The sequence below is a fragment of the Labrys sp. (in: a-proteobacteria) genome (genome assembly GCF_047605565.1).
Classification (GTDB): Bacteria; Pseudomonadota; Alphaproteobacteria; order Rhizobiales; family Labraceae; genus Labrys; species Labrys neptuniae.
Map to the genome: position 1 here is coordinate 80,101 of NZ_JASGFM010000007.1, position 21,618 is coordinate 101,718.

A 21,618-nucleotide genomic window follows, 5' to 3' on the forward strand; every position below is an offset into this window, starting at 1 on the left:
CAATGCGTCAGCAGCGCGTGGCGGCATGGAGGGGCGCCAAAGTGGCGATGCCGAGCGTCTTGTGCCGAGGCCTTGTCGCAGATCGATCGTCAACCTTGGCCGCAGCCTGAGGGTTCCTCCATTTCAGAGGAGCGTGTTTATGCTCTCAGGCAGCGCCTTTGTGAGCGTCGGCGATCTTTTCCGCCATCATGATCGTCGGGAGGTTCGTGTTCGCACAGGGAATCGTGGGCATTAGCGAAGCATCGCAGACGAACAATCCTTGCAACCCACGCACCTGTCCCGTGGCATCCGTCACCGCCATCCTGTCCCCGTCGGGACCCATGCGGCAGGTGCCGGACGGATGCCAGACGCCGCCGACGGTTTCGGCGATATAGGCCTCGAGCTCGCCACGGTTGCCGACCAGCCTGAGGGGATCGTCGTAGTTCGACAGCATATGGGGAAACACCTTCTCGCGCAGCCGGCCGATCAGATCGAGGCCCACCGCTCCGATCCCAGTGATGACGGCGCCGGGCGCGCTCGGCTTGGAAAAACGCTTGCCGATCTCCGACATGCCGCCGGCGTAAACGCCGGAGACCACCGAATTCACCGTCGGGTCGAGCGCCAGGCTCACGGCGCGCTCGAAGGCATCGGCCAGGCGTACGAGGTCGCGCCTGTCGGAGAGCATGCGGAAATCGATGCGCGGCGGACCGTCCGGGGATGCGGGATCGAGCAGGAGCTGGCCACGCGAATAGGACTTGTTCACCCAGAAGAAGACGGAACCGAGCTGGCGCCCCACGGCATGCCAGGCCGCGCGGGTGACGAAGTTCATATGCATGTCCCCCGGCGGACATCCTTCCAGGCCGGAGGAGAAGCGATAACCGATGGGAATGTGGTAGTCGGGCACGCCCCGCTGGCGTGCGGCCGGCCTTAGAAAGGGCACGATACCGGCCGAGGGATGCTCCATCAGGTTCTGGCCGACGCCGGGCAGGTGATGCAGGGCCTCAATGCCGCAATCGCCCAGATGGGGGGCCGGACCGATGCCCGAGCGCATGAGGATGGCGGGCGAGGACAGCGCGCCGGCGCTCAGCACCACCCGGTTCGCCTGCACGATCTGGCTGGCGCCTCCCCGCATGGCGATCACGCCAACGGCCCTGCCATCGGCCAGGACGATGCGGGAGGCGGTGGTGTGGGTCCGGATTTCCAGGTTGGGGCGCGCCCTGACCTGCGGCGTCAGATAGGCCCAGGCCGTGCTGACGCGGCGGCGCTGCTCGTCCATGTTGACGGCCATTTCGAAAGTGCCCTCCTCCCACGCGCCGTTCTGGTCGGGCAGGAAGGCAATGCCGCGCGCCTTGCAGACCGCCAGCATGGCACGGGTGAAGGGCGTCCAGATCTCCTCGCCGCGCCGACGGATCGGAAACGGGCCGCTCCTGCCATGGAAATGGTTGTCGAAATCGAGGTCCCGCTCGAGCTTCTTGAAATAGGGAAAGCAGGCCTGCCACGACCATCCTTCCAGGCCCATGTCCCGCCATTCGTCATAATCGAACGGGGCGCCGCGATTGGCGCCGATGCCGTTGATGGCTGACCCGCCGCCCAGGACCCGGGCCTGTTCATAGCGGGTGCTCTTGCTTTCCGGCCGGTTGGAACCGCCATAGGGCAAGGATGCCTTGAGGCCGTCCCAGGTGTAGCGCGGGTTGGAATAGGCAATGCCGGGATAGGGCGAGGCAAGATCGGGAAAGTCCTCCGGGCGCGCCGCATCCATGCCCGCCTCCAGAAGGATCACGCGGACGGCCGGATCCTCGGTCAGCCTGGCGGCAAGCACGCAACCCGCCGACCCGCCGCCGACAATGACATAGTCCACCCTGTCCGGCTCGGCGGCGGTCATGGCGATGCTCCTGTTGCAAATCCTGGCTGAGGTTCTATTGGGCGAGGTCGATCGTCATCGTCTTGAGGTCGCACATCTCCATGAGCGTGTGCCGCCCGCCGGTCCGGCCCAGGCCGCTTTGCGTTCCCGCCGCGCCGCCCGCCGGGATATGGGGTTCCCAGTAGCAGCTCTTCTCATTGACGTTGACGATGCCGACCCTGAGGCTTTCGGTATAGAAGAACGCCTTGGCGATCGTGCTGGTGAAGACAGCAGCCGAGAGCCCGAACGGGCTGGAAGCGGCAAGCTCCAGCGCCTCCTCGTCGGTCTCGAAGGTCAGCACCGGCGCCACCGGGCCAAAGGATTCCTCGATATTGAGCAGGCTTTCGCGACCCAGCCCGGTAACCACCGTCGGCTCGAAATAGAGATTTGTCGGCATGCCGGCAGCGATCCTGCCGCCGGTCACCACCTGGGCCTTGCGCGCCAGGGCATCGTCCATATGGCTCAGCATCTTGTCGAGGCCTGCGGCATTGTTCAGGGGCCCCATGGTTGTCGCGGGATCGAAGGGATCGCCCATGCGCACGGCAGCGGCCGCCTTGACCAGGCCCTCGACGAAGCGGTCATGCACGGATTGATGCACGAGGATCCGTTCGGTCGCGGTGCAGATCTGCCCGGCATTGGCAAAACAGCCGGCCCCGACCCTGGCGGCTGCCCTGTCGATATCGGCATCGGGCAAGACGATGGTGGGGCCATTGCCGCCCATTTCCAACAGCAGCGGCTTTCCCGCCCCGCGGCTTGCGATCCGCGCGCCCGTGGCCGAACTGCCAGTGAAGCCCACGGCATGGGTGCCGGGATGGATCACGGCCTCGTCGCCGACTTCGGCGCCATCGCCCAGCACCAGATTGACCACCCCATCCGGCAGGCCAGCCTCGATCAGGCACTCCATCAAGGCCACCGCGATCAGCGAGGTGGTGGGAGCGGGCACCCAGACCACCGTATTACCGGTGGCGATCGCGGGACCGAGATAATAGAGGCAGGGCAGTGCGAGAGGAAAATTCCAGGGCGTTATGATGGCGAAGACGCCCTTGGGCTGCAGGAAGCTGAAGGCGCGCTTATGAGGATCGGCGACGGGAAAGGCCGACGTCTCCAGCCATTTCATCTGCTCGGCCGCGTTGCGAAAACCGAGGGCAGCGCCCGCGACCTCGGCCTTGGCCTCGGCATGGTAGGGCTTGCCCTGTTCGAGGCAGAGCAGGCGCGCCAGCTCATCGCCCCGCCGCTCGATTTCCTCGGCAATCTTCAGGCAGAGAGCCGCCCGAGCGAAGACGCCCATCCGGCGCATGGCTTCGCGTGCGCCCTCCGCCGCCTGTACGGCCCGGGAGACATCCTGGCGGGTGGAGAGCGCCAGATAGCCCAGCGCTTCGCCGGTTGCCGGACTGTCGATCTTCAGGAACCGGCCGGAACTGCCGGCTGTCCAGGTCGATCCGATACGATTTGTACCCAGTCGTAGACCTTGTTCGGGTTCGTTCACGATGGCCATGCCGCGCAGATGAGGCCCATCGAGGGAAGTTCTGAACTGAACGGTCATCATGAACTCCTTTGACCATAGTTGGACTGGATGGCGAGAACGGCCTCGCGGCTGCGGCTGACGGCGGCCTCGAACAGACGCGCGCCTGCCGAGGGCGAGGCCTGCGACGGCGTGCCGATCACGCCATTGTCCCGGATGGCTTCGAAGGGGCGCCATACGGTGATGGCGGGGGCCGCGAAAAGATGCGGGTCGGGCCAGCTCGGTGGTGTCGTCCCGGCGGGGATAAGGGTCTCGCGCACGGTTTGGGGCAGCACATGCATCATCAGCGAGGTTTCGAGTGCGCAGGCATGGCCCGTTCCGCCAGCGGCGTCTGGCAACACCTCTGCGGCGATGTCGGCAATCAGATCGAAATAGGAAAAGCCAGCGGACACCATGCCGCGCTGACCCAGCGTGGTCACCGCGACCTGGATGGCAGCCCTGTTGCCGCCATGCCCATTGAGGATGACGGGCAGGAAGCCGTCGACCCACAGGCATTCGCCGAGATCGGCCAGGACCGCGATGAAGGTCTGCGGACTGAGGCTCATCGTGCCGGGAAAGGCGCGGTGGTGCTGGGACGAGCCATAGGCGAAGGGCTCGCAAACCCGCATGCCCGTTTGCCCTTCGGCGACAGCCCGCGCCACCGCGCTCGCCAGCCAGATGTCGACGCCGAGCGGCAGATGCGGGCCGTGCTGTTCGACGGCGCCGGTCGGCAGCAGCGCGACGGGGCGCGAAGGCTGCGAGGCTGCCAGCGCCCGCACATCGGGACTGGTCATGGCGGCAAAGGCGGATGACCCCGGGCCGTCCTGTCCGGGAAGAGGTATCGTCATCGGGCAATCTCCATGAGGCGGGCCTTGGCGTGGGTCATGGCCGCGTCGGCCAGCAGCGCCAGCATGATGATCGCGCCCTTGTAGAGCTCCAGGCTGGACGGGTCGGTTCCGAAAATACGCAAGGCGGTGGTGAGGAGGCTGACGATCAGCGCCCCGACGACCGCGCCCCAGACCGTGCCGCGGCCACCGAATATGCTCGTCCCGCCGAGGACAGCCGCAGCGATCGCATCCAGCAGCAGCGAGGTGCCCCCGATATTGGGCGTGACCACCGGCACGCGGCTGATCATGATGACGGCCGTGAGGAACGCGAACAGGCCAGAGGCGGCATAGACCAGGATGGTGTGCCGCGCGACCGGGATGCCTGCCAGTTCGGCCGCGGCCGGATCGGAACCGAGCGCATAGGTGCGCAGGCCGAAGCGGCTGCGGCGCATCAGCACCATGGCCAGAAGCACGATGATCACCGTGGCGAAGATGACGTGGGGCAGGCCGAAAGAGCGTTCGACGCCGACGAATTTGAGCACGGGCTCGCGAACCACCAGCACGCCCTTGGAGGCGACGGCCAGCGTGGCGCCCTGCAGGGCCACCATGGAGGCCAGCGTCGTCACGAAGGGCGGTATGCGCAGAAGTGCGATCACCAGGCCGTTCGCCAGCCCCACCAGGAGCATGGCGCACAGCCCGATCGCCAAGGCGCCCGCCAGCCCCATTCCCATGTCGATGAGGCTCGCGACCAGCACGGCGCAAAAGGCGACGCCGATGCCGGCCGACAGATCGATGCCGCCCGTCAGCAGCACGATCATCGCGCCGAGTGCCAGCACCGCCACGGGCGTGGCTTGCGATACGATGTTGATCAGGCTCTGGCCGGACACCACCCTGGGATCCAGCGAGCCGAAGACGATGGTCAATCCCGCCAGCAGGATCAGCGGAGAAAGATCGAGAATGCGCGGCAACATGCCTTTCCTCATCGCGATCGTCATGTGCCGCTCGTATCGCTGCCGGATGTTTGCCAGGGGACCGGCCGGTTTGGCCGTCGCACGATCGCCGAAGGCCAGCGCCATGACCTGTTCTTCGCTCGCCCCGCGCGCGAGTTCGCCGACCGAATGGCCTTGGCGCATGACCACGATGCGATCGGCGACGCCCAGCACCTCCGGCAGTTCGCTCGACACCATCAGGATGGCAGCGCCCTCTTGCTTGAGCCTGGCGATGAGGCGGTGCAGCTCGGATTTGGCACCGACGTCGACGCCGCGCGTCGGTTCGTCGAGCAGGATGATCCTGGGTTTGGTCGCCAGCCATTTGCCGATCACGACTTTCTGCTGGTTGCCGCCGGAAAGCTCGATCGTCGCCTTCCCAGGCTGTGCCGGGCGCACGCCCAGCGAGCCGATCAGCTCGCGCGCCAGCGCGGCGATCCGCGCCGGGGAGAGAATGCCGAGGCGGCTATGGCCCCGGATCCAGGCCAGCGAAAGGTTGTCGCTGACCGACATGGTGCCGACGAACCCTTCCAGATGGCGGTCCTCGGGAATGTAGACGATGCCCGCGCGATTGGCGGCCTTGAGGTCCCCTCCCCGCTGGGGCTTGCCGAAGATGGTGATCGCCCCGGTTTGCGGCGCGCCCATGCCCGCGATCAGGCGCAGCACTTCCGAACGGCCGCTGCCCATCAGGCCGGCCAGTGCGACGATCTCGCCGCGATGCACGTTGAGCGAAGCGGATTTGAGCCGCTTGCCGTCGGATAGCGCCTCGACCTCGATGGCCCTTTCGCCGATATCGGCCTGGCGATGGGGGAAGACGTCGCCGACGTCGCGTCCCACCATCATCGCGACGATCTCGGCCTCGCTCGTTTCGGCGGTGCGGCGCTCGCCGATGAACTTGCCGTCGCGCAGCACCAGGACACGGCTGCACAGGTTGAAGATCTCCTCCATCTTGTGGGAGATGTAGAGGATACCGGCGCCGCGGGCCTTGAGCCTGTCGATCAGCCCATAGAGCTGGTCGCGCTCGCGGTTGGAGAGCGCGCTGGTCGGCTCGTCCATCACCATGAACCAGGCATCGGACAGGACCGCGCGCGCGATCTCCACCATTTGCTGCCGACCCACGGACAACGTGCGAAGTTCGGCGTCGACCGCAATGTCGAGCGAAAACTCGTCCATGACGGCCTGGGCTTCGCGGCGCATCCGTGCCCGGTCGAGCAGGCCCAGGCGCGTGCGCGGCTCGCGGCCGACGAACAGGTTCTCCTCCACCGTCAGGTCGGGCGACAGGCTGAAATGCTGATGGATGACACTGATGTCGCGCGCCTCGTTGGAGGAATGAAAGTCGACCGTCTTGCCGTCGATGACGATCTCGCCCTCGTCGGGGCGATAGATCCCGGAGATGCACCTCACCAGGGTGGACTTGCCGGCCCCGTTCTCGCCGGCGAGCGCGACCACCTCGCCGGACGAGACAGTAAAGGACACGCCGTCGAGCGCCTTGACGCCCGGAAACAGCTTGCCGATCCCGCGCAGGACAATGCTGTGGGCACCGCCCCCGCCGGCGGGCGACGTGGCGAGTGCGCTATCGGTCCTTTTCGGTGCCGTGCGCCGCAAGTTGGAAAACAGGGAGGTCACGCTCTCGGGCTGGCTGGCCAGCACAGCCGCCAGGATCAGCGCCGCGGTGATGTAGTAGATGACGATCTGCGGCACCTGCAGGAAGGACAGGCCGGTATTGATCACCCCGAGCAGCATGGCGCCGAGCGCCGTTCCCCAGATCGAGCCTTTGCCACCCGACAGTTTCGTGCCGCCGATGATGGCGGCGGTGATCGCGGTGAATTCCAGGCCCGTGCCCGCCAGAGGCTGAGCGGAGCCGAGGCGGCCAATGGTGAGGATGGCGCCGAGCCCCGCCGTCGCGCCGGCGATGAGATAGACGGAGATGCGGACCGGGCCGACCGGCACCATCGAGGCACGGGCGGCCTCGGCATTGCCGCCGACCGCATAGATCCAGCGCCCGTAGACGGTGCGCTTGAGCACGAACCACCAGGCCAGCAGAACGACCAGGGCGATGACGACGGACACCGGCAGCAACCCGAACGTCTCCCGTCCGGCATAGAGCACGACAGGATCGGCGATGGTGATGCTCGATGCCCTGGACAGGCTGAGCGAAAGGCCACGGGCGAAAGCCATGGTGGCAAGCGTGGCCATGAACGGCGAAATACCGGCGAACCCGATCAGGATGCCGTTGAGGAGACCGATGAGCGCGCCGCTTGCGATCGCCGTCGCCAGCGTCAGCACGGCCGATCCGGAAGCGGCATGGACGAGGCCGGCGGCCACGCCGGCAAAAGCCAGCGTGCTGCCCACCGAAATATCGATGCCGCGTGCGATGATGACGGCGGTCATCGCGAAGGCGATCAGGGCAATCACCGAACTCTGCTGAGCGATGCTGACGAAATTGCCAGCCGTCAGGAAACGCGGATCGATCCAGCCGAACACGACGACCGCGAGCACGAAAACGAGGATCAATACCGGCTCGTTCCGCCTGAAAAGGCTCGATAATTTCAGCTGGGACATGATTTCCCCCAATAGGGACCGGGCCGGTCGTCATCTGCGGCGCGGCGAGGCGCGCTGCCGCACACAGGCAGGCGGCTGCCGGCACGGATCGGCCGCGCCGGCAGGTGGCGTTCGGCCTATTTTCCGACCGTCATGGCCGAGACCGGCACCTTGGGACCAAGCTGCTCGGTGTAGTTCTTGGCCTCGATGGCCTGCTTGTCGGTGTTGATATGCTCGAAGTTCAACCCGGCTGCCTTGAGCTTCTTCGCGGTTTCGTCGGAGGTGACGAAATAGGTCGGCATATAGAGATCCTTCGGCAGCTTCTCGCCATTGGCCAGGCGGGTCGCGACCGCGATGTTCCAGTAGCCGACGCGATTGGCGCCGGTGAGGACATCGAGCACCATCTTGCCGCTGTCGATCAGCTCCTTCATCTCGGCATCGCCGTCATAGCCGCCATAGATCAGGTTCGAACCCATCGAACTGGCGACCGAATCCGCCGCCAGGCACAGGCTGTCGGAGATGCAGGCGATCGCCTTGAGGTCGGGATAGGTCGTCAGCCAGGTCTGCGCAGCGTTCGTCGCCTTGGCGGCATCCCAATTGGTCGGCTCGACGCCGACGATCTTGATCTTGGGATATTCCTTGGCCAGGGTTTCGACGAAGCCCTTTTCGCGGGTGTCGGACACGAAATTGCCGCGCGAGCCGACGAGCAGGGCGATCTCGCCTTCCCCGCCGAGCGAGGCACCGATGGCACGGGCCACCATCGCCATGTTCTCATAGTCGGGATAGAGAGTGGAATAGTTGCCATCCGCCTCCACCTTGTTGCCCATGGTGACAACGGGGATACCGGCTGCGAGCGCCTTCTTGATCACCGGTACCAAAGCATTCTTGTCGAGCGGGTCGACCAGAATGGCGCTGACGCCCTGGTTGATGAAGTTCTCGATGATGGCGACTTCCTTCTCGAGGCTTCCTTCCGCGCTCTGCCAGGTGGAGCGCACGCCATAATCCTTGGCAGCGACGTCGCCCGCCTCCTTCATGCGCACATAGAAGGAGTTTTGCAGGTCGATGGCGGCGACGCCGAGGACCTTGTCCTTGGCCTGCGCCAAAGACGGCATGGCAAGCGCGAACGCGAGCAGCGCCGCCGATGTCTTGAAGATGCTACGCATATGAACTCCTCCTTTGCCTGGATGGCCTTTGGTCTGGACTTTTACGTGCTTCTTGTTTGGACGTACTTCTTGTTTGTCTTGGCCGTGCGCCGCCTTCCTGCGAGGCGTTTCTGGCTGCATGAGATGCGGCGCAGCATTGCGCCGGTCGTGCAAAATCCTCCCTCAGGCGGAAAGCCCGTCCACGCCCGCGCCGCAGACCAACCCGGCGACGCGTTCGCCGGGTTTGGGCCTGACAGCACCGGCCATCAGCGCCGCCAGCGAGGCCGCGCCGCTTAGATCCGCGGCGATGCCGAACTCGAACCAGAGAAGCTCGGCAGCGCGTTGCATCGCCTCGTCGCTGACCAGGACGATGTCATCGACATGGCGCCGTGCGATCTCGTAGATGCTCTCATCCGTGCGGCCGCAGGCCATGGTGGCGACGCGCGTGGTCACTTGCGGCAGACGCACGACATGGCCGGCAGCGAAACAAGCATGGAGGGTCGGCGAACCCACCGGCTCCACGCCGACGATGCGGGCCTTCGGCTTCATCGCCTTGACGACCTGCGACACCCCGGCGATGAGGCCGCCACCACCGATGGCGATGATGTAGAGATCGGCGTCCGGAATCTGCTCCAGCATTTCGACGCCGATGGTGCCCTGCCCCGAAACGATGGCATCGTCGGCGAAGGGGTGCATGTAGAAGGCGCCGCTCTCCCGGGCATGGGCCGTCGCGGCCTGATGGGCCTCGTCCCATACGGCGCCGGCATAGCGCACCTCGGCGCCCAGTTTGCGCAGCTTCTGCTCCTTGAGCGGGCTGGCATTGGTCGGCAGGAAGATGGTGGCCGGCACGCCGCTCTGGCGGGCCATATAGGCGGTGGCCAGACCATGATTGCCGCCGGAGGCCGCGACCAGACCCTTGGCGATCGCATGGGCGGACAGCGATTTGACCCGATTGACGGCGCCGCGGATCTTGAACGAGCCGCTGACTTGCAGGCATTCGAGCTTGAGATGGGTGCCGCTCGGAATGGTGGCGTCGGAGCAATGCTCGAGCCTGAGAACGGGCGTCCTGCGGATATGGGGCCTGACGCGCTCGACGGCGGCCTTGATCGCCTCAACGCTCATCGGCTCGCCCCTTCAGTGCAAGCGCCTCGGGATATTCGTCGGCGATGACGAAGCAGCAATTGCCCGGCCTGACCCGGCCCGGCTGGCGCTTGGCGAAGACAACGCCGTCAATGGCGTAGCGAAGCTCGACAGGCTCGCGGGCCGGCGAACGCGGGAAATGGATGCGGCCGGCAAGCTCGCCTTTCCTAGCAATCGTACCCAATTGGCCGATCGGCTCGAACACACCGTCATCGTCGGCCAGGATATAACCCCGGCTGCCGGGCACCTTGAGCACGCGCTTATTGGCCCCTTGGGGCAGTTCGGGCGGCCCCTTCAGGACGCCGGCATGTTTGAGGACATTGCGAATGCCGCGCCGGCAGATGGCAAGGGCGTCCTGGCTGACCAGGCCTCCGCCGGCCATTTCGGTGCCGATGACGACGAGGCCCTGCAGATTGGCGGCGGCGGTCGCCGTGCGCGTCTCGCCCAGATTGTCGACCATGACCACGGTGGGAGCGCCAAAGGCGAGCGTCGCCTCGATGTTGAGCCGGTGTCCCTCGGGCGTCGGCGACGGCTCGATGATTGCGCTCGGCAGGATCATCAGCGAGGACCCGCCCGAATGCAGGTCGAGGAAGTAGTCGGCGAGCGGCATCAGGCAATCATGGACATAGGCCGCTATCTGCCTGGTGAGCGTACCGTCGAAATCGCCGGGAAAGCAGCGATTGAAGTTCAGCCCGTCAACTGGCGAGGTGCGCGTTCCAGCTTCGACGGCGCGGATATTGATCGCGGGTATGGCGATGATGCGACCCGAGACTTCCGAGGGTTCGATGTCGCGCAGCAATTCGCCGAGCGCCAGGGGACCTTCATATTCGTCGCCGTGATTGCCCGCCTCGATGAGCACCGTCGGCCCGCTGCCATTCTTGACGACGGCCAGCGGCACCTGGACTGCGCCCCAGGCGTCGTCGTGGGGAGACTGGGGCACGCAGAAATAGCCGATCTGCTTGCCGGGCTGTTCCAGGTCGACGGTCGTGAACACACTGTTTCTGCGTGGGCTCACCGGCTTTCGGCGGATCGGCTCCGAAGTCCCGGCCATCAAATCCGTCATGGGCTTCTCCCTTTCGCCCAGATGATGATGGTTTTATATATGATGTCAAGTTTGAATATAAAACCATAGGCACAAGCCGAGAGAATTCTCTATGGTCTGCGCCCATTGAGGGAATCGCGCATGAGCAGCATCGAAGACCGGGAAAAGCCCGCCTATTCCGCACCGGCACTGACCAAGGGACTCGAGGTTCTGGAACTTCTGGCGGAGGCTGGGGTGCCCTTGACGATGAAGGAGATCGCGGATGGGCTCGGCCGGTCGAAAAACGAGATCTTTCGCATGCTGGTGGCCCTCCAGGAGCGCGGCTATATCGAGCGCGATCCGGAAACCGATGCCTTCTACCTGACCGATCGTCTGTTCAAGCTGGGGCTGCATACGCCGCGCCAGCAGGACCTCTTGACGGCAGCCATGCCGGAACTGGCGGCCATTGCGCTGGAATGCCAGCAATCGCCTCATCTGGTGGTCGTCAATCACGGCCTGACCGTCGTCATCGCCGCGGTGCCCGGCGGCGACGACATGTCCTTTACGCTGCGCCTTGGTTATGGACGCCTTGCGACGGATTCAACCTCCGGCCAGGTCGTGCTCGCCTTTCAGCCACCTGCCGTCGCCAGGAAGGTCATCGAGGAAAGCCAGGGGCGCAGTGCCGTCCCGATCGATCGTGCCGCATTGGAAGCCAATCTTGCCGCCATTCATGCCCGGGGGCACGAACTGCGGTCGAGCCGGGATTTCGTCGGCATCACGGATATATGCTGCCCGATTTTCGGTGCCGACGGCTTCGCCGCCGCGTCCATCATCATCGCCTATGTCAACCGGCACGCCCACGACAACCAGGCTCGGCACGAAACCACGCTTGGGGTATTGCAGGCCTCCTGCAGTCGCATCTCGGCAAAACTCTCGCCCCGGCTGCGTGTTCAGCATCCTGTCTGATGCCGTCCTCCTCGCTCGCCGGTTCTCGATCCGTCGCTTGCAGAAGCGCTTTTCGCTGGCTCGGCCCGCGCGTGAGCCCGTGGAACAAACGGAAGGGTATATTCCGCCCTCCGGGTCAACGAGAAGCCGCGCCATGATGGGGTCTTCCATCCAACTGGTTGCGAAAGCCCCGCCCTCATACCTTTCATCGCGATCCGGCCGAACGCGGCCAACCCGGTCGCATCGGGCCTACCCGCCGGGAGCGACCAATCGCCCCCTCCCGGCGAGCGAGGTGGCTCACTTGGTCGCGGCGCTGATCCAGCGGTCGAACTCGCCCTGATTGGCAGCAATCCATTCGCCGGCGATCTTCTTCATGTCCGCATTTGTCTTGGCACCCTTGCCCAGGGCCCCCTCCCACTCGCTCCATGTATTCAGCGGCCACTTTGCCTGCGCAACGAACTTTCCGACTGCCGGATTGGCGGCCAGGAATTCCTTGTTGGCAAGGGTGCGCCAGTTCCATGGGCCGACAGCCATCCGGCACGGGTTCTGACCGCCGGCGCAGCCTGCGACATCCGGCACCTCATGCGTTTTCGGCTTGTTCACGCCCGGCGGCAGGGCGTCGTAGGGTATCGGCAGCCAGACCACGTCCTTGGCCGGCTTCAAGCGGTAGACGATCCAGGACGGGCTCCAGGTGTAGAGCAGGATCGGTTCGCCCCGGTCGGCTCTGGCGAATGCCTCGGCAATCAGCGGTTCATACTTTGCACGGATCGAGCGCACAGTGTCGCTCAGGCCGAATTCCTTGACCTGGAAATCGACGACATCGCCACATTTCCAGGCCGGGTCGCAATTGATCAGATTGGCCTTGCCATCGCCGTCGCTGTCGAACAGCGCCGCGATTTTCGGGTCCTTCAATTGGGAGACATTGGTGATGTTGTGGGCTTCAGCGGTCTTCTTGTCGATCATATAGCCATTGATGCCGCCCCCGATGATCGTGCCGTCACTGATCAGTTCGGCGGCGTCGGCGACCTTCTCGATGGCCGGCTGGGCCTGCGGCCAGTTGATGTCGCCGGTCATGTCGAGGTCGCCTTGCGAAATGGCCTGCAGGATCGCCGACATGTTCATCGTGGACAGTTTGACCTCATAGCCGAGCTTTTCGAGGCCGGCGATCAGGATCTGATCCTGAACATAGTTCGCGCCGAGGCTGTCGGAGGACACGAAGCGAATGGTCTTGCCTTCGCCGGGGCTGCCCTGAGCCAATGCCGGTCCGGCGATCAAGGCCGAGAACAATGCCGCAGCGCAGGCAACGCCTTTCCATGTGGTGCGCAACACGATCATACGGTTTCCTCTTCTGGAGATGCTGCCGGCCTTTTTTGAGACAGAACCGGTTTGTCTGGTCGATGAGCTGGATGCGGGCGGGCCCGCGACGGCGTGATGGGGCGCAACAGCCGCGACAGCGTCGCCCGCAGGCTTCCACCCTCAGTCGCCCTGTCTTGACGGGCGAGGCCCTGTGTCATGCGGTCGAGCACCATGGCAAGCAGCACGATGGCGATGCCGCCGACGGCCGCCATGCCGACATCGAGGCGGCCAAGCCCCTGCAGCACGACCAGTCCCAGCCCTTCGGCACCGATCATCGCCACGATCACCGACATCACCATCGCCGTCAGCACCGTCTGGTTCAGGCCCCCCAGGATCGTCGGCATCGCCAGGGGCAGTTGGACCTCCCACAGAAGTTGGCGATCGGTGGCGCCGAACGCCCGGCCGGCCTCGACCATCTCGGCATCGACCATGCGGATTCCCAGATTGGTGAAACGGATCAACGGTGGCACCGCTGCCACGATCACGGCGACACCGCCTGCAATTGTGCCGACACCGAACAGCATGACCACAGGCACGAGATAGACGAAGCTCGGAGTCGTCTGCATCACGTCCAGAATTGGACGAACCACCGCCCAGGTGCGATCGCTGCGCGCGCACAGAACCCCGAACGGAATGCCGATGATCACACAGATCACGATCGCGGTGGCGATCAGGGACAGCGTCGTCATGGCATCGGACCACAAACCGATGAAGGCGATGAACACGAACGAAACGAGCGTGAAGATACCGACGCCACGCGAAGCGACGCGCCACGCAACCAAAGCAAACAGTACGGACAGGATCGGAAACGGGATCAGATGCAGCAGTCCATTGATCGCGTTGAGCAGCGTCTCGACCGGCCATTTGATCGTCTGGAACAAGGGACGGAAGTGCAGTGCCAGCCAGCGGACGCCGTCCTGGATCCACTGATCGAGCGGGATGACGTAGAGGTTTTGGACATCGAACATGGGGTCAGCCTCCCGTCATCCGGGACTGCGCGGGCGCAGCGGCAGGCGTTGCGATGCGTCCGAGAATCCGCACCGGGTCGACCCGGCCGAGGAACTGGCCATCGTCATCCACGACGGCAATGGGCCGATCGGCCCGGTAGATGCCGGCAATGTCGGCCAGGCGGGCAGTATGGCGAACCGCTTCGTAATCCTGCGTCAGCAATTTCCTTACATCCATGCCACGACGCAAATCGCCGATACGGGTACCGTCGATCACGCCGGCGATGCGATGGCGCTCGTCGACAACGAATGTGGTGCCGCTCTGGCCAGCCATGTCCGCTGTTTCATGGCATCCGTTCAGGGCCAGGGGCTGGCAAGGCTCCATGACGGAGGCGGCGTCGAACAGCCGGGCCCGGTCGATATCGCGGGTGAAGGCCGCAACATAAGGATGTCTTGGATCGAGCACGATCTCCTGCGGCGTTCCTTCGCGCATCACCATGCCATCGGCCATGATCGCGACGCGGCTGCCCAATTTGAGAGCTTCCTGGAAATCATGGGTGATGAAGAGGATCGTTTTTTTGAGCGTGCGTTGCAGACGCAGCAATTCGTCCTGCATCTCGCTGCGGATGAGGGGATCAAGGGCGCTGAAGGCCTCGTCCATGATCAGCACGTCGGCCTCCGTGGCCAGCGCTCGCGCGAGACCGACGCGCTGGCGCATGCCGCCGCTGAGCGCCTTGGGCAAGTGATTGGCCCAGGCCGACAACCCGACGACATCCAGGACCTCGAGCGCCTTCCTGCGGCGCTCGCCTGCGCCAACTCCACGCAATTTGAGGCCAAACTCGGCATTCTCGATGACGGTGCGGTTGGGCAGCAGCGCGAAGTGCTGGAACACCATGGAAACCCGGGTTCTGCGGATTTCACGCAGACGGGCCTCGCTCGTCCCGGTGACCGGCTCGCCATCGATCGTGATCGTGCCCGCATCCGGCTCGATCAGTCGGTTGATGCATCGCGCGAGCGTCGACTTGCCGGAACCGGACAGACCCATGATCATGTAGATCGATCCGACAGGCACCGAGATCGACACGTCACACAGCCCAACGACCTGCCCTGTTCTGGCCAGCACCGTTTCCTTGGTCTCACCCGACTTCAAAAGGTCCAGGGCACGATCCGGCGCGTTGCCGAAAATCTTGTACAGATTTCTGATCGCTATGCGGTCCGTCACGTCGTTCTCCGTTCCCCTGCAGGCCTTGCGCAAAGTTTTGGCCAATGCTGCATGCCGCCATTCCAGCCAGTAAAAGGCCCGCACCGAGGATCGTCTTCCATCGCGTCGGAGGAGCAGCTTGCCTGTGTATCCTAGGAAAGGCAGCATGCGCGGTTGCGCGGTACCATCGTAATTAGTTTTGGGACATCATCGGGAGGAAATACGTGCTCGCGTCACTGACCAATCCAGCCCTTGTGGTCGTGGACATGCAAAACGACTTCGTTCGCATGGGAGCTCCCATGGAAGTGCCTGCTGCCCGCGGCACGATTGCGCCGATCCGAGCCTTGCTGGCTGGCTTCCGCAGCCGCGGTCGCCCGGTGGTCTTCACCCGCTATGTCGCCGACATGCGTTACAGGCCGCTCGCAGCCAAGCTCGACTGGCTTGGCCTGCTCGATGCGCCGACCAGGGCCTGTGTGCCAGGCTTCCAGCGTAGCTATGGCGATGTGGACGGCACGCGCGACGCAGCCGCCGTCATCGATGAACTGCCGCCCCACGCCGGTGAGCCGGTTATCGACAAGATCTATTTCAGCGCCTTCCACGAAACCGATCTGGACGCTCGGCTGCGTGAACGCGGCATCGACGGTCTGGTCTTTACGGGAACTGTGACCGAGATGTGCGTCGAGGATAGTGCCCGACACGCGGTGCACCATGGATACCCCACGATCCTGGTCAGCGATGCGGTGTCGTCAAATCACCCGCCGAGCCACCAAGCGACACTCGATGCTTTTGCCCGCAACTATGGCTGGGTCATGAACAGCGCTGAAGTCCTGGAAACGTTCGGAATGCAGGCAACGACGTAACCTCTCGAACATCCAGGCTAGCGCAGCGGTGAGAAATCCGTCGGTATCAGAATACGGTTTTCCAACGTGTCGATCGTCTCCGTCAACTTCGCCGTGAAAGCCTGCCAGGCGGGATCGGCGGCCAGCCGGCGACGCCGCTCGGCTCGGTCGTTCAAGTCCTGATAGCCCCACAGATGCACGACGTGATTCAACGGCCCGATCTCGGTCTGGAAATAGCCGATGAGGTTGCCGAGGATCGGCTGCTGAATGGCAAGGCCTTCCTCCCGCACCAGTTGGAGATAGCGCGAGAGCTTGCCCGGCTTGATCTTGTAGATACGCTCTTCGACGATCATGTTTCTTCCGGTGCCTCCCCGGCCTCCGCTGCCATCTCCTGACGTACGGTGCGGGCAACGCGGAAGGCTTCCACGCCCGCCGGCACGCCGCAGTAAACGGCGATCTGGATCAGTGCGGCCCGCAATTCCTTGTCGGTCAAACCGTTGCGGATCGCGCCGCGGAAATGCACCTTGAATTCATGCATCCTGCCCAACGCCGCCAGCATGCCCAGGTTCAGCAAGCTGCGCTGGGACAACGACAGACTGTCGTCGGTCCAGCACTGGCCCCAGCAATATTCGTTGAGGACATCCTGGAATGGCGCAGAAAATTCATCGGCATTCGCGCGTGCCGCATCCACATAGCCGTCGCCAAGAACGGTCCGGCGCACCTTTTCGCCCTGCGCCCGAAGATCCTTGTCCATGTCCAACTCCCGACCCATCAAGAAAGGAAACTTCGCATCAGCCGAGCGACCTCGGCCGGTGCCTCGATCAGGATCGAATGACGCTTGCCGGACAGGATGTCCAGCCGTGCGTTGGCAATGCGCTCATGCATGAGCCTGGCCATGCGCGGATTGGAGCCCTGGTCCTCCTCCCCCGTCGCAATCAGCGTGGGGCAGGCAATTGCACCGATTTCGTCGCCGAAATCGCTTTCAGCGAGCACTCGATAAGCCGCCGCATAGCAATCGGGATCATTGGCCGCATTGCGCTGGCGCAGCCTCGCCATCAGGTCCGGATTGGCGTGCTGGAATGCCTCGCTGAACCAGCGGCCGACAGAATTGTCATAATGCGAGCCCGGTTCCTTGGTCTGAAGCAAGCGCAAGCGGTTGAGCACGCGTTCCTTCTCATCCTCGTTGCGACCGGCAACGGTGGCGAGCAGCAAGAGGCTCTCGATACGGCCAGGATGATCAAGTGCTGCACGCTGGGCGATCAGGCCACCCAGCGAAAAACCGGCGAGCGCGAACCTGCCGAAGCCGGCATTGTCGGCCAAAGCGAGCAGCTCGCGCACGAAATCATCAATCTCGTAGCGCCCCTTTACCCGCGCCGAGCCACCGTGGCCGCGCAGGTCGAAGCGCAGGATGCGAAAATGCGGCGCAAGGCGCTCCACAACGCCGTCCCAGGCCTCGAGATAGGAACCAACCCCGTGCACGAGGACGAGGGGCCGCGTTCCTTCCCCCTCGAGCCGGTAGCGAATAGCGACGCCATCGATGTCGAGTGTGGTGTCGATCGTCGTGGATGCCAGCTTCATCATCATGCAATTGCCCGTGCCCGCTGCTTCGCGGCGTCGCGTTCGCGCGCCGCAAAAACCGGCATGACCTCGCGGGTGAACAGGTCCAGCGACTTCTTCTGCACCTCGATCGGCAGGTTGAAGGCCAGGCCGAGGCAGAACTGGTCAACGCCGGCGGCCTCATAGACCAACAGCTTCTCGATCACCTCGTCGGGCGTGCCGAACAGGAGGTTGTCGCGGATCGCCTGCGGATCGTATTCGCTGCGATTGGCAACCGTCTCGTAGGGCACCGCCTTGGGGAAGCCGTTGGTCACCGTGCCGATATTCTGGAACAGGTTTTCGAAGGCGCGGCCATAGTCGATGCTGGCACGCACCGGCACTTCCCACTCCTCCGGGCGAGCGTAAACACAGCTCCGGCGCAACATCATGAAACGGGGACGCGCCACATTCGAATGGTCGGAGACGGCCTTGTTGAACTTGTCGGCCAGGATACCAACCTCGGCCATCGGCCGCGACAGCGGCGTCGACAGGATGTTATAGCCGTTGCGCACGGCCCAGTCGAAGGTGCCGGGGTCGCGCGCAGCCACCCAGATCGGGGGAGACGGCTGCTGCAAAGGCTTGGGCACGGAGGTCGCAAGCGGGAACTTGTAGTACTTGCCCTCATGGGCATAGTCGCCCGCCCATAGCTTTTGTACCGCCGGCAAGAGCTCCTGCATGTAGGCAACCCCTTCCTGCTGGGGAATGCCACCGGCCATGCGGTCGAACTCATACTGATAGGCGCCGCGGGCAATGCCGAATTCCAGCCTGCCTCCCGTGAGGTGATCGCAGAGCGCCGCCTCGCCGGCCAGGCGCAGAGGGTTCCAATATGGCGCCACCACAGTAGCCGTTCCCAGGCGAATCCGCTCGGTATGGGCGCCCCACCAGGTCAGGATCTGGAATGGATTGGGAGCAATCGTGAACTCGATCGTGTGATGCTCGGCGGACCAGACCGTCTCGAAGCCCCCGGCATCGGCCATGCGCACGAGCTCGAGTGTCTCGTTGACCACTTGCTGCATGGGCTTGTCGGGGCTGAACCGCTCCATGGCCAGGGCGATGGAAAACTTCATGACGAATACCTCTTCAGATAATGCGGCCGCGTCGATGCGCGAAGGCCGTCAGCGCAGGCGGATGACAAACGGGTCCTGGGTGGCGCCGGAATAATCGAGGACGACGTTCTTCAGGCGGGAGAACTCGCGCATGACCTCGAAGCCGCCGCGCTTGCCGTAGCCGCTTTCCTTGAAGCCGCCGGAGGGCGACATGTAAGCAGCGGAGCGATAGGTATTGATCCACACCGTGCCGGCATCGACATTGCGGGCAAAGCGCATGGCCCGGTCGATATCGCGCGTCCAGATGCCCGCTGCGAGGCCGTAATTGGTGTCGTTGGCGAGCGCGAGCAATTCGGCCTCGTCGCGGAACGGCACGACGCCGACGACCGGGCCGAAGATTTCGTCGCGCATGAAGCGCATGTCGTTGCGGGCCTCAGCCAGCACCGTGGGTTCGTAGTACCAGCCCTTGGCAAGTGCTTCGTCCTGGGGACGACGACCGCCAATCGCCAGGCGGGCCCCATCCGCGACGCCATAGCCGACATATTGCTCGACCTTGGCGAGCTGGGCCTCCAGCGCCAAGGGCCCGAGTTCGGTGTCCTCCACGGCCGGGTTGCCGATGCGGATGCGCGACGTCCGCTCGACAAGCCGCTCGAGGAACTCATCATAGATAGCTGCCTCCACGAAGCAGCGCGATCCGGCGATGCAGGTCTGGCCCGCCGCGGCAAAGACGCCGGCGACCACGCCGTTGACGGTCCGGTCGAGATCGACGTCGCCGAACACGACATGGGGTGATTTGCCGCCGAGTTCCATCTGGGTGGAGACAAGCCGGCCTGCGGCATTGGCGGCGATGCGCCGTCCCGTCGCGGTGCTTCCGGTGAAGGTGATCTTGGCGACGTCGGGATGCAGGGTCAGGGCCTCGCCCGCGGTGGCACCACCGCCTGTCACCACGTTGAAGACACCGGGGGGAAAGCCGGCGCGGTCGATCAGTTCGGCCAGCGCCAATGTCGAAGCCGACGTATGCTCGGAAGGCTTGGCGACGATGGTGTTGCCGATCGCCAGGCACGGCGCCAAAGTACCGCTCAGCAGCATGAGCGGCGAGTTCCAGGGCGAGATCATGCCAATCACGCCGATCGGCTCGCGCAGCGTGAAATTCAGCATGTCGAGCTTGTTGACGGGAATTGTCTCGCCATGCAGCTTGTCGGCCATGCCGGCAAAGTAGAGATAAGTGTCGGGTGCTGCGCGCATCTGGGCGCGCATTTCCTTGAGCAGCTTGCCATTGTCGCGCATCTCGATCGCCGCCAGTTCGTCGGCGTTCTCGGCGATGAGGTCTGCAAGCCTGCGCAGCATCCTGCCACGCTCGGTTTGGGTGATGCGGCGCCAGGCCGGATCCCTGAAGGCCTTCTTCGCGGCCTGGACTGCGGCGTCGACATCCTCGGCGTTACCGTCGGCTGCCATGTACCAGGGCTCGGCCGTGGTCGGATCATAGCTTGGTAGGTAGCGGCCCGAACTCGGTGCCACACGCTCGCCTGCGATATACAGGTCCTGGCGCGACCCTTCGATCGCCTTCAGCGTCAGTTCCATCGTATCAGCCTTTCGTGATCAGGGTATCGGCGGTCACGCCGTTCGGCGCACGCCAGGGGCGCGGCGCGCCATCGATCATCGCCACGCGGCCTCCGGCGCTGGAGTCGACATAGATGCCGAAGCGGGCCTCGCTGCGCTCCTGCAGATAGCGGCGCAGCATGGCCCTGATCTGCCGCACCGGGATCCGATCCCAGGGAAGGTCTTCCGCGGCGAAGAACGTCAGCGACCGCGGCAGTTCGGGCAGCGTCCGCAGCGTGGCGGCCAATTCACCCCGGTAGACGATGTAGCCCGGCTCACGGTCGGCGACATCGAACACCGAATAGAGGAATGCCTCCTCGGTCAGGAGGGCGACGGCCCCCTTGTCGTCAAGGGCGACTTCGTTGCCCGGCTTGCGGTACCTGGCCGTTGGGAGTTCCCAGCCGCCCCTGCCGTCATCGCGCAGCAGGATGCGCCCCTCATGCTCGACGAGATAGCCGATCATCATGCGATGCGAGGGTGTCCAGCCCTGGGGCATCGGGTGCGCGACGGTGACATAGCTGCCCCGGCAGAAGCCAAGCGGCGGAACCGGGCTGGTGCCGAAGGCGCGCACATGTCCGATCAGGATCATGTGATCGCCGGCATCGACGCGATCGTGAACGGTGCAGTCGAACCAGGTGAGACTGTCGGTGAGGACCGGCGTACCAGTATGGACTGTGTCGTGGTTGATCGCGTCGAATTTGGTCGCCGACTTCGAAGCGAAAACGCTCGCGACATCCTTCTGGTGCTCGTGCAGGACGTTGACCGCGAAATGCTCGGCGTCGCTGAAGACGGGAAAGCTGCTCGCTTTCTTTCCTATGCATACGAGCAAGAGCGGCGGATCGAGCGACACCGAGGTGAAGGAGTTGGCGGTCATGCCGCGCGGCGTTCCATCCGCCTCGCGCGTCGTCACGACCGTCACACCGGTCACGAAGGTGCCGAATGCCCTGCGCAATTCGACGGGATCGATCGGGCTTTGCTCTTGTTCAGTCGTGGTCACCATGCGCCCTGCCTTTCCAGCTTCCGGAAAGGATAGGGACGGCGGGCGAGGGCTT

General features: G+C 64.3%; 18 protein-coding genes. 2 read left to right on the forward strand and 16 right to left on the reverse strand.

Annotation, left to right across the window (positions count from 1 at the left end; all coding sequences use genetic code 11):
- Positions 1 to 145: 145 nt before the first annotated feature.
- From QM672_RS09485 to QM672_RS09515, 7 genes are all read right to left on the reverse strand, one after another.
- A complete protein-coding gene (locus QM672_RS09485) occupies positions 146 to 1,861 on the reverse strand; it encodes a GMC family oxidoreductase (protein ID WP_415082155.1) in 1,716 nt (571 codons plus the stop codon).
- Between the two features lie 34 nt (positions 1,862 to 1,895).
- Complete coding sequence (locus QM672_RS09490) at positions 1,896 to 3,422, reverse strand: aldehyde dehydrogenase family protein (RefSeq protein WP_415082157.1); 1,527 nt, start codon at positions 3,420 to 3,422, stop codon at positions 1,896 to 1,898.
- On the reverse strand, positions 3,422 to 4,228 hold the full coding sequence (locus tag QM672_RS09495) for a creatininase family protein (RefSeq protein ID WP_415082159.1): 807 nt from the start codon (positions 4,226 to 4,228) through the stop codon (positions 3,422 to 3,424). The genes QM672_RS09490 and QM672_RS09495 overlap by 1 nt, the downstream gene beginning before the upstream one ends.
- On the reverse strand, positions 4,225 to 7,755 hold the full coding sequence (locus QM672_RS09500) for an ABC transporter permease subunit (RefSeq protein WP_415082161.1): 3,531 nt from the start codon (positions 7,753 to 7,755) through the stop codon (positions 4,225 to 4,227). The genes QM672_RS09495 and QM672_RS09500 overlap by 4 nt, the downstream gene beginning before the upstream one ends.
- A gap of 116 nt (positions 7,756 to 7,871) precedes the next feature.
- The gene (locus QM672_RS09505; protein WP_415082163.1) at positions 7,872 to 8,897 is read right to left on the reverse strand and encodes a sugar ABC transporter substrate-binding protein; all 1,026 of its coding nucleotides are present in this window, start codon (positions 8,895 to 8,897) and stop codon (positions 7,872 to 7,874) included.
- Between the two features lie 162 nt (positions 8,898 to 9,059).
- On the reverse strand, positions 9,060 to 9,998 hold the full coding sequence (locus QM672_RS09510) for a threonine/serine dehydratase (RefSeq protein ID WP_367625811.1): 939 nt from the start codon (positions 9,996 to 9,998) through the stop codon (positions 9,060 to 9,062).
- Positions 9,988 to 11,079 (reverse strand): succinylglutamate desuccinylase/aspartoacylase family protein, encoded by a 1,092-nt coding sequence (locus QM672_RS09515; RefSeq protein ID WP_415082165.1) that lies wholly within the window; start codon positions 11,077 to 11,079, stop codon positions 9,988 to 9,990. The genes QM672_RS09510 and QM672_RS09515 overlap by 11 nt, the downstream gene beginning before the upstream one ends.
- Positions 11,080 to 11,199: 120 nt before the next feature.
- Between QM672_RS09515 and QM672_RS09520 the strand changes: the two genes are divergently transcribed.
- Positions 11,200 to 12,003, forward strand: coding sequence for an IclR family transcriptional regulator (locus QM672_RS09520; RefSeq protein ID WP_415082167.1), 804 nt, complete (start codon positions 11,200 to 11,202; stop codon positions 12,001 to 12,003).
- Positions 12,004 to 12,279: 276 nt separating this feature from the next.
- Here the strand turns inward: QM672_RS09520 and proX are convergent, their stop codons facing one another.
- Genes proX through QM672_RS09535 form a run of 3 tightly spaced genes read right to left on the reverse strand, consistent with a single transcriptional unit; the run spans position 12,280 to position 15,507 of the window.
- Complete coding sequence (gene proX / locus QM672_RS09525) at positions 12,280 to 13,317, reverse strand: glycine betaine/L-proline ABC transporter substrate-binding protein ProX (protein WP_311939634.1); 1,038 nt, start codon at positions 13,315 to 13,317, stop codon at positions 12,280 to 12,282.
- Positions 13,314 to 14,306, reverse strand: a complete 993-nt coding sequence (locus tag QM672_RS09530) for an ABC transporter permease (RefSeq protein ID WP_367625809.1) — start codon at positions 14,304 to 14,306, stop codon at positions 13,314 to 13,316. The genes proX and QM672_RS09530 overlap by 4 nt, the downstream gene beginning before the upstream one ends.
- Before the next feature lie 4 nt (positions 14,307 to 14,310).
- The gene (locus tag QM672_RS09535; protein WP_311939639.1) at positions 14,311 to 15,507 is read right to left on the reverse strand and encodes a glycine betaine/L-proline ABC transporter ATP-binding protein; all 1,197 of its coding nucleotides are present in this window, start codon (positions 15,505 to 15,507) and stop codon (positions 14,311 to 14,313) included.
- Positions 15,508 to 15,710: 203 nt separating this feature from the next.
- On the opposite strand from QM672_RS09535, the gene QM672_RS09540 reads away from it, so the two are divergent.
- Positions 15,711 to 16,346: a cysteine hydrolase family protein gene (locus QM672_RS09540; RefSeq protein ID WP_415082170.1), complete on the forward strand. Its 636-nt coding sequence runs from the start codon at positions 15,711 to 15,713 to the stop codon at positions 16,344 to 16,346.
- Positions 16,347 to 16,363: 17 nt separating this feature from the next.
- Here QM672_RS09540 and QM672_RS09545 read toward each other — a convergent pair whose 3' ends face one another.
- Genes QM672_RS09545 through QM672_RS09570 form a run of 6 tightly spaced genes read right to left on the reverse strand, consistent with a single transcriptional unit; the run spans position 16,364 to position 21,566 of the window.
- Entirely contained in the window at positions 16,364 to 16,678 is a 315-nt protein-coding gene (locus QM672_RS09545; protein WP_311939643.1) for an NIPSNAP family protein, read from the reverse strand.
- A complete protein-coding gene (locus QM672_RS09550) occupies positions 16,675 to 17,079 on the reverse strand; it encodes a carboxymuconolactone decarboxylase family protein (RefSeq protein ID WP_311939645.1) in 405 nt (134 codons plus the stop codon). Before QM672_RS09550 ends, QM672_RS09545 begins: the two co-directional genes overlap by 4 nt.
- A 17-nt stretch (positions 17,080 to 17,096) precedes the next feature.
- Positions 17,097 to 17,909 carry an alpha/beta hydrolase gene (locus QM672_RS09555; RefSeq protein WP_311939647.1) on the reverse strand — a complete coding sequence of 271 codons (813 nt, stop codon included), beginning with the start codon at positions 17,907 to 17,909 and terminating at the stop codon, positions 17,097 to 17,099.
- Positions 17,906 to 18,988: an LLM class flavin-dependent oxidoreductase gene (locus QM672_RS09560; RefSeq protein WP_311939649.1), complete on the reverse strand. Its 1,083-nt coding sequence runs from the start codon at positions 18,986 to 18,988 to the stop codon at positions 17,906 to 17,908. The genes QM672_RS09555 and QM672_RS09560 overlap by 4 nt, the downstream gene beginning before the upstream one ends.
- A gap of 48 nt (positions 18,989 to 19,036) precedes the next feature.
- Positions 19,037 to 20,548 (reverse strand): aldehyde dehydrogenase, encoded by a 1,512-nt coding sequence (locus tag QM672_RS09565; protein ID WP_367625806.1) that lies wholly within the window; start codon positions 20,546 to 20,548, stop codon positions 19,037 to 19,039.
- Positions 20,549 to 20,552: 4 nt separating this feature from the next.
- A complete protein-coding gene (locus tag QM672_RS09570; RefSeq protein ID WP_415082174.1) occupies positions 20,553 to 21,566 on the reverse strand; it encodes a flavin reductase in 1,014 nt (337 codons plus the stop codon).
- Between the last annotated feature and the right edge of the window lie 52 nt (positions 21,567 to 21,618).

What these genes read in the sequence shown, in the direction of transcription:
- QM672_RS09485 (WP_415082155.1), bottom strand. Translation starts at nt 1,861, where the DNA reads ATGACCGCCGCCGAGCCGGACAGGGTGGACTATGTCATTGTCGGCGGC.
- QM672_RS09490 (WP_415082157.1), bottom strand. Translation starts at nt 3,422, where the DNA reads ATGACCGTTCAGTTCAGAACTTCCCTCGATGGGCCTCATCTGCGCGGC.
- QM672_RS09495 (WP_415082159.1), bottom strand. Translation starts at nt 4,228, where the DNA reads ATGACGATACCTCTTCCCGGACAGGACGGCCCGGGGTCATCCGCCTTT.
- QM672_RS09500 (WP_415082161.1), bottom strand. Translation starts at nt 7,755, where the DNA reads ATGTCCCAGCTGAAATTATCGAGCCTTTTCAGGCGGAACGAGCCGGTA.
- QM672_RS09505 (WP_415082163.1), bottom strand. Translation starts at nt 8,897, where the DNA reads ATGCGTAGCATCTTCAAGACATCGGCGGCGCTGCTCGCGTTCGCGCTT.
- QM672_RS09510 (WP_367625811.1), bottom strand. Translation starts at nt 9,998, where the DNA reads ATGAGCGTTGAGGCGATCAAGGCCGCCGTCGAGCGCGTCAGGCCCCAT.
- QM672_RS09515 (WP_415082165.1), bottom strand. Translation starts at nt 11,079, where the DNA reads ATGACGGATTTGATGGCCGGGACTTCGGAGCCGATCCGCCGAAAGCCG.
- QM672_RS09520 (WP_415082167.1), top strand. Translation starts at nt 11,200, where the DNA reads ATGAGCAGCATCGAAGACCGGGAAAAGCCCGCCTATTCCGCACCGGCA.
- proX (WP_311939634.1), bottom strand. Translation starts at nt 13,317, where the DNA reads ATGATCGTGTTGCGCACCACATGGAAAGGCGTTGCCTGCGCTGCGGCA.
- QM672_RS09530 (WP_367625809.1), bottom strand. Translation starts at nt 14,306, where the DNA reads ATGTTCGATGTCCAAAACCTCTACGTCATCCCGCTCGATCAGTGGATC.
- QM672_RS09545 (WP_311939643.1), bottom strand. Translation starts at nt 16,678, where the DNA reads ATGATCGTCGAAGAGCGTATCTACAAGATCAAGCCGGGCAAGCTCTCG.
- QM672_RS09550 (WP_311939645.1), bottom strand. Translation starts at nt 17,079, where the DNA reads ATGGACAAGGATCTTCGGGCGCAGGGCGAAAAGGTGCGCCGGACCGTT.
- QM672_RS09555 (WP_311939647.1), bottom strand. Translation starts at nt 17,909, where the DNA reads ATGATGATGAAGCTGGCATCCACGACGATCGACACCACACTCGACATC.
- QM672_RS09560 (WP_311939649.1), bottom strand. Translation starts at nt 18,988, where the DNA reads ATGAAGTTTTCCATCGCCCTGGCCATGGAGCGGTTCAGCCCCGACAAG.
- QM672_RS09565 (WP_367625806.1), bottom strand. Translation starts at nt 20,548, where the DNA reads ATGGAACTGACGCTGAAGGCGATCGAAGGGTCGCGCCAGGACCTGTAT.
- QM672_RS09570 (WP_415082174.1), bottom strand. Translation starts at nt 21,566, where the DNA reads ATGGTGACCACGACTGAACAAGAGCAAAGCCCGATCGATCCCGTCGAA.